The sequence below is a fragment of the Phenylobacterium sp. genome, from assembly GCF_036263695.1.
In the GTDB taxonomy this organism is placed as follows: Bacteria; Pseudomonadota; Alphaproteobacteria; order Caulobacterales; family Caulobacteraceae; genus Phenylobacterium.
Window position 1 is genome coordinate 1 of the sequence record NZ_DATAGM010000088.1, and the last position, 6784, is coordinate 6784.

General features: G+C 70.4%; 5 protein-coding genes. 1 reads left to right on the forward strand and 4 read right to left on the reverse strand.

What is annotated here, in order from left to right:
• Positions 1 to 61: 61 nt before the first annotated feature.
• Together fliR and fliQ are read right to left on the reverse strand one after the other, a co-directional pair.
• On the reverse strand, positions 62 to 817 hold the full coding sequence (gene fliR, locus VHK87_RS03440) for a flagellar biosynthetic protein FliR (protein ID WP_329633498.1): 756 nt from the start codon (positions 815 to 817) through the stop codon (positions 62 to 64).
• Positions 818 to 833: 16 nt separating this feature from the next.
• Entirely contained in the window at positions 834 to 1097 is a 264-nt protein-coding gene (fliQ, locus tag VHK87_RS03445; protein WP_329633499.1) for a flagellar biosynthesis protein FliQ, read from the reverse strand.
• A gap of 208 nt (positions 1098 to 1305) precedes the next feature.
• Between fliQ and VHK87_RS03450 the strand changes: the two genes are divergently transcribed.
• On the forward strand, positions 1306 to 3399 hold the full coding sequence (locus VHK87_RS03450) for a family 1 glycosylhydrolase (protein WP_329633500.1): 2094 nt from the start codon (positions 1306 to 1308) through the stop codon (positions 3397 to 3399).
• Between the two features lie 5 nt (positions 3400 to 3404).
• Here the strand turns inward: VHK87_RS03450 and VHK87_RS03455 are convergent, their stop codons facing one another.
• Together VHK87_RS03455 and VHK87_RS03460 are read right to left on the reverse strand one after the other, a co-directional pair.
• Positions 3405 to 5153, reverse strand: a complete 1749-nt coding sequence (locus VHK87_RS03455) for an ATP-binding protein (RefSeq protein ID WP_329633501.1) — start codon at positions 5151 to 5153, stop codon at positions 3405 to 3407.
• Between the two features lie 76 nt (positions 5154 to 5229).
• The gene (locus VHK87_RS03460; protein ID WP_329633502.1) at positions 5230 to 6759 is read right to left on the reverse strand and encodes an ABC transporter permease/substrate-binding protein; all 1530 of its coding nucleotides are present in this window, start codon (positions 6757 to 6759) and stop codon (positions 5230 to 5232) included.
• Positions 6760 to 6784: the final 25 nt, after the last annotated feature.

Sequence of the window (6784 nt, forward strand, 5' to 3'; positions counted from 1 at the left end):
GGAGCTTCTGCGGTGTCGGCTCTTCTGTTTTGGATGCGCCTTCGTTTTCCTCAGCCATGGGTCACACGAAGACGTCCGCGAGCTGGCGGTAGCGGTCGACCCAGACGAGGCCGACGGCGCCCAGGCTCAAGGCGAAGATCGACAGCCCCAACAGCACCATGATCGGGCTGGCCACGAAGAACACCGGGAACTGGGGCATCACCCGGCCGACCAGGCCGGTGGCGATGTTGAACACCAGGCTGAACACGAGCACCGGCGCAGAGAGCTGGATGCCCAGCGCGAAGCTATCGCCCACCGTCTGGATGGCCAGCTGAGCCGAGTCGCCCACCGGCAGCGGCTTCACCACCGGGAACAGGGTGTAGGAACGCACGACCGCGGAGATGAACATGTGGTGCAGGTCGGTGGTCATCACCAGCACCAGCCCGAGCAGTGCCAGGAAGGTGGCCAGCGTCGCCGTCGGCTGGGCCTGCCCCGGATTGGCGGTCTGAGCGAACGACAGGGTGGTCTGCAGCGAGACCACCTCCCCCGCCGTGGCCAGCGAGGCCATGAACAGGCGCAGGATGGTGCCGATGACCAGGCCGATCAGGATCTCCTTGATGACCTGCGCCGCCAGGCTGCCGACGCTCGCCGGAACCGCCGGCATGGACCCGACCAACACGGGGTAGAGCATCAGCGTGAACAGCAGCGCGAAGGCCAGCCGGATGCGCGGGGGCACCGACTGCTCGCCGACGCCAGGGATCACCATCAGCAGCGCCCCGATGCGGGCGAAGATCAGGCCGGCGGCCCAGACCTGGGCGGCTGTGGCGTAGGATTCCATGGGGCGGTGCGCCCCCTCACATGCCGGCGATGCGCGCCGCGATCTGTCGCATGAAGCCGCTCATCAGCGCCCCCATGACCGGCAGGAACAGCAGCAGGGAGACGAAGATGGCCACGATCTTCGGCGCGTAGACGAGGGTCGCCTCCTGGATCTGCGTGAGGGCCTGGAACAGGCCGATGCCGACGCCGACGATCAGGCCGACGATGAGCACCGGCGCCGACAGCTGGATAGTCAGCCAGATGGCGTCTCGGCCGACATCGAGAACCTCGGCGCCGTTCATGGGAAAGCCTCGTTGCGTACTGCAGTTGAGTGGTGGGGCGTGTCGATCCCGAAGCTCGCGCAACATGGTTAACGAAGGGCTACCTTTGTTAACGCCTGCCCGGTTCCCGCCCGTAACAAAGGTTGATGGGCGCAACGCCGCGCCTGCCGGTCGCCTTTCTCCCTCGCTGTCGTTCCAGGTCGCGTGCGGCCGAAATCAAGGAGTTGGCGTGGAGTCATTGGAGCTTTGGGGCGGCCACGAGTGCACCGTGAACCGGGTGCGCAGTCGCTACCTGGACCAGACCGTCCTCTCCGGTCACCAAGACCGATTCGAAGATCTCCGCCTGTTCGCCGACCTCGGCCTGTCGTCGATACGCTACCCGGTCCTTTGGGAGCGGGTCTCCCCTGGCGCGCCAGAGGTCCGGGACTTCACCTGGTCGGACGGGCGGCTGGCGGAGATCGCTCGGCTCGGGATGCGGCCGATCGTCGGCCTTTGTCACCATGGCAGCGGGCCGCGCCATACCAGCCTGCTGGACGATCAGGGATTCGCCGCAGGCCTGGCGGCGCACGCCCGCGCGACCGCCGAGCGCTACCCGTGGGTCGAGGATTGGACTCCGGTCAACGAGCCGCTGACCACCGCCCGTTTCAGCGCCCTCTACGGCATCTGGTATCCCCACGCGACGAACGAAGGCGCCTTTTGGCGCGCACTGCTGAACGAGATTGACGCGACCCGGCTGTCGATGCGCGAGATCCGCCAGGTGAACCCGGGCGCGCGGCTCGTGCAGACCGAGGATCTGGGTTTCTGTCACGCGACGGAGCCGATGCTCGGCCAGGCGGCCTACGAGAACGAGCGGCGCTGGATCACCTGGGACCTGCTGGCCGGCCGGGTGACGCCCGAACATCCCCTTTGGGAGCGGCTCTGCGCCTGGGGACTGGGGGACCGGCTGCGGGCGATCGCCGACGATCCCTGCCCGCCCGACCTGATCGGGCTGAACCACTACCTCTCCAGCGAACGGCTGCTCGACCACCGCACCGAACTCTACCCGCGAGAGCTCCTCGGCGGCGACGGGCCCGGACCCTACGTGAACATCGAGGCCGTGCGCACCGTGAAGGGCGGCCCGCTTGGCGTCGGCGCCCTCCTGCAGCAGACCTGGGAGCGGTACGGGCTGCCGATCGCCATCACCGAATGCCACAACGGCTGCACCCGCGAAGAGCAGATGCGCTGGTTCTGGGAGGTCTGGCGAGCGGCGGAAGAGGCGCGCGCCTCAGGCGTCGACCTGAGGGCGGTCACCGCCTGGGGGCTGCTCGGCTCCTTCGACTGGAATCGGCTGCTTACGGAGGAGGCCGGCCACTACGAGACGGGCGTCTTCGACCTGCGGGACGGCCGCCCCGAGCCCACCGGGATGTCGGCGATGCTGAAGGAGCTCGCGTCCGGCCGCAGCCCGAGCCATCCCGCCCTGCCCGGCCGGGGATGGTGGCGGCGCGAAGACCGGTTCTTCGACCAGGTCATCGACCTGCCGGCGCCCTGCGCCCGGGCGGCGACCTCAGCGGCCCCTCCCCTCCCCGCACGCCCCGTGTTGATCGCCGGTCCGGACAGCGCGCGCATGGCCGCGCTCGTCGCGGCGTGCGAACTTCGCGACCTGGCCTACGAACGGATCGAGGCCGGCGGCTCTGATCCGGCGCCGATCGGCGAGCGGATCGACGTCGCCGCCCAGCGCACAACAGCCTGGGCCGTGGTCAATCTCTGCTGCGGGTCCGCTGGCGACGAGGTCAGCCGTGCAGCGATCGACGCCGGCCTCGCCGTCGCCACCTGGAGCACGCACGGCGATCTCCTGCCCCAGGGACCGGAGGAACTGGTGATCGTGGGCGGCGCGCTGATCGCCCGGCACGAGATGGTGGAATTCAGCCACCAGGTGATCGAGGCGCTGAGCGCCGGGCGCGCCTTCCGGGCCGCATCCAACCGGCTTGCGCCGTCCGGCTACCTGCCGGACGCGGCTCACGCCCTGCTGGACCTGCTGATCGACGGCGCGCGAGGCCGGGTCCGGCTCGCCACCCGTCAGGCGCTCTCATGGGCCGAGTTGGCCAGCTTCATCGCGCGCGAGGCGGGGCTGGACGCCTTCTTGATCGAGCCCGTGTCGGTTGGAGCGGTCGGCGGGCGGCCGCAGGGCCGGTCGGAAGCGACGGCCGGGACGCAGCGTCTGCTGGCGCCGATCACGGCTGCGGCCCAGCAGGCGGTCGCCAGCTGGAAGCTGATCACCGCCGGACGCAATTCCTGCCCGGTCGAGGACGCCGCCCACGAAGGCCTTCGCCACGCGGCGGAGTAGCGGGGTTAGCCAGTCGCCGCCTCGTTCGCCTCGCGCGCCGCCAGCCCGCCGGCGATCGCCGTATAGAGCGACGTGGCGTCGATGGGCTTGGCGACATGGCCGTCCATGCCCCTGGCGAGGTAGTGCGCGACCTGATGGGTCATCGCATTGGCGGTGAGGGCGATGATCGGCGTACGCGGCCGCCCGCTCGCCTGCTCGGCGGCCCGGATCGCGGCGGTCGCCTCCACGCCGTCCATCTCCGGCATCTGCACGTCCATCAGGATCAGGTCCCACGGCTCGGCCTGCCAGGCGCCCAGCGCCTCGCGCCCGTTCTCGACCAGCGTCAGGTCGACATCCATTGGGGCGAGGAGCGCCTTGAGGACCAGGCGGTTGGTGGCGTTGTCGTCGGCGGCGAGCACGCGCAGGCCGGTCAGCACGGGCCGCTCGGCGCCGCCCTCGGCCTCAGCCCTGGCGCTTGGCGCGGGCGCACGCCTCGGCTTGAGGGGCAGGGTCACCGTGAACGTCGCGCCGCGGCCGGGCGCGCTCTCGACGTCGATGTGGCCCCCCATCAATTCAGCGATCTCGCGGCAGATGGCCAGGCCCAGCCCGCTCCCTCCATAGCGGCGCGTGGTGGAGCTGTCGGCCTGCTCGAACTTGGCGAACAGCCGGCCCAGCGTCTCGTCGTCGATGCCGATCCCGGTATCGGAGACGGAGATCCTCACCCGCCCGTCAGGAGACGCGCCCGCGCGGACCGCGACCTCGCCGCTCTCGGTGAACTTCACGGCGTTGGAGACGAGGTTTGTGACGATCTGACGAACGCGGAGAGCGTCGCCGTCGTAGGCGCCCTGCGCCTCCGGGTCGATCTCCAGCCGCAGCCCGATCCCCTTATCGGCGGCCACGGCCGAGAACGTCGACACCACCGACTTCAGCGCCGCCGCTAGGTCGAACGCGCGGACCTCCAGCTCCAGCTTGCCCGCCTCGATCTTGGAAATGTCCAGCAGGTCGTTCAGCAGCGCCAGCAGCGCCCCGCCGGACTGCTCGACGACCGCCAGCTTCTCCCGCTGGCCGGCCTCGAGCCTGCCGTCCTGCAGCAGGCTCTGGGTCATGCCGAGCACGCCGTTCAGCGGCGTGCGAATTTCGTGGCTCATCTTGGCCAGGAAGTCGCTCTTGGCCCTGCTGGCGGCCAGCGTCTCGGTCTGCGCCTCGTCCAAGGTCGCCGCGGTCTTGAGCGTCACGTAGAAGCCGAACAGGGCATGGCCGACGATCGTGCCGAAGGTCAGCATCACGTACAGTTGGTCCCAGCCCGAGTACTGCTGGACCAGCAGCGGCGCGAGGGCCGGGGCGAAGATTGAGGGGGTGGTCGGGATCAGCGCGCCAAGCGAGCGGGCGTGCAGGGCCTGGATATACAGCAGGTGGGCGGCGAAGAAGCCCGCGCCCGCCACCTGGCAGGCGGTGTTGTCCGACGCCCAGAGCATCGCGCCGGCCCCGGTCCAAGTCGGCACCGCCAGGGCGTAAACTACGAAGCAGGCCCGCCGCCGGCGCTGCGACAGCGCCTCACCGCGCGCGGCCGGGCCCGTGGTGGAGATCAGTCCGATCTCTGCGATGGCGGCCGCCAGCATCCACCAGAGTGCGCCAGTGACCGAGATGGCCATGGCCATCAGCGGCACGAGCACCATGGCGATCCCGACCCGGACGGGCCGGAAGGCGTATACGCTCGCGGCCGCCGCATCGAAGCGGCTGTCGAACAGCGTCAGGAGCGACCGAGGAGCCGTCATCGTGCGTGCAGGCTAACAGCACTCACCGAACAGGCTCTTAACGGCGCGCGTTGCGCGTTGTTTTGCTTAGACTTCCTTATGGTTGTGGCGTCAGGCCGACCCTGGCGGCGAGCGCCGCGGCGGCCTGCGCCGGCGTCGCCTTGTCGTCGTCCCGGTCGAGGCTGTAGTTGGCCTCTCGCATCGCCTCCACTGGGATCTTGCCGATCAGCGGCCGCAGGGCCGCCAGCAGGCGCGCGTCCCCCGCCCGCTTGGGGGCGACGAGGATCACCGCATCGTAGGGCGGCAGGGCGCCCTTCGGGTCGGCCAGCACCAGCAGCCGGTCGGCGGCGATCCGCCCGTCGGAGGAGAAGGCGCTGATCACGTCGGCGTCGCGCGCCAGCGCCCGGTACATGAATGTGGGCTGGAAGGTGCGCTGGGCCTTGAAGTCGAGGCCGTAGGCGCTCTCCACCGCCTTCCACTCCGGCCGGGAGAAGAACTCCAGGTCCGCGCCCATCACCAGCTGCGGCGCGTGGGCGGCAAGATCGGCGATGGAGGCGATGTTCAGCGCCCGGGCGCGGTCCTCGCGCATCGCCATCGCATAGGCGTTCTCGAAGCCGAGGGAGCCCAGCACGAGGACGCCGTCGCGGACCTTCAGCTCACGGGTCAGCTCGGCCAGCACCTGTTCGCGGCCGGGGTTGTCCTTGCGGCCCAGCACGTTGGTCCAGAGAGTGCCGGAGTAGTCGACGTAAGCGTCGATCTCGCCCGAGGCGAGCGCGCGGTAGGCGATGGCCGAGCCCAGATCCTCCTTGCGGCGCACCTGCGCGCCTCCGGCCTCCAGCCGCTCGGCCATCAGCTCGGCCAGGATGTACTGCTCGGAGAAGTTCTTCGCGCCGACGACGTAGGTCGTCGTCCCGGCCGCGGAGGCCAGCGGCAAGAGGGCGAGCAGCACGCCGCCCACCAGCCCCGCCGCGCCGCCGATGACCAGGCCGCGGCTGCGCCGCGCCGCGCCCCGCTCGATGAGGCCGAGCAGCTGGTCGGCGATGAGCGCCAGCGCCGCCGAGGCCGCGCAGCCGAACAGCACGAACACCCAGTTCTCGGTCTGCAGGCCAGCGAAGATGTAGTTGCCGAGGCTGGTCTGGCCGACCGGCGTCGCCAGCGTCGCCGCCCCGATGGTCCAGACGGCGGCGGTGCGGATCCCGGCCATGATCATGGGCGCGGCCAACGGCAGCTCGACGAGGCGCAGCTTCTCGCCAGGCGTCATGCCGACGCCGTCCGCGGCCTCGAGCACCGCTGCATCCAGTCCGGCGATCCCGGTGATGGTGTTCCGCACGATCGGCAGCATCGAATAGAGCGTCAGGGCCAGCAGCGCCGGCAGGAAGCCGAGGGCGGAGAAGCCCCGCCCCGTCGCCTGCTCGCTGAGCGCCGACAGGGCCAGCAGCAGCGGGAAAAACAGCGCCAGCAAGGCGAGACTCGGCACCGTCTGGATCACGCCCGCCCCGCCGAGCACCGGCCAGCGCAGCGCCGGCCTCCGCGCGGCGGCGATGGCCAGCGGCAGGCTGATGGCGACGCCGAGCCCGAGGGCCGCGGCGCTCAGCAGGACGTGCCAGGCGAGGTACTCCGGCAGCAGGTCGAAGGCGGCGGCGACCTGCGGG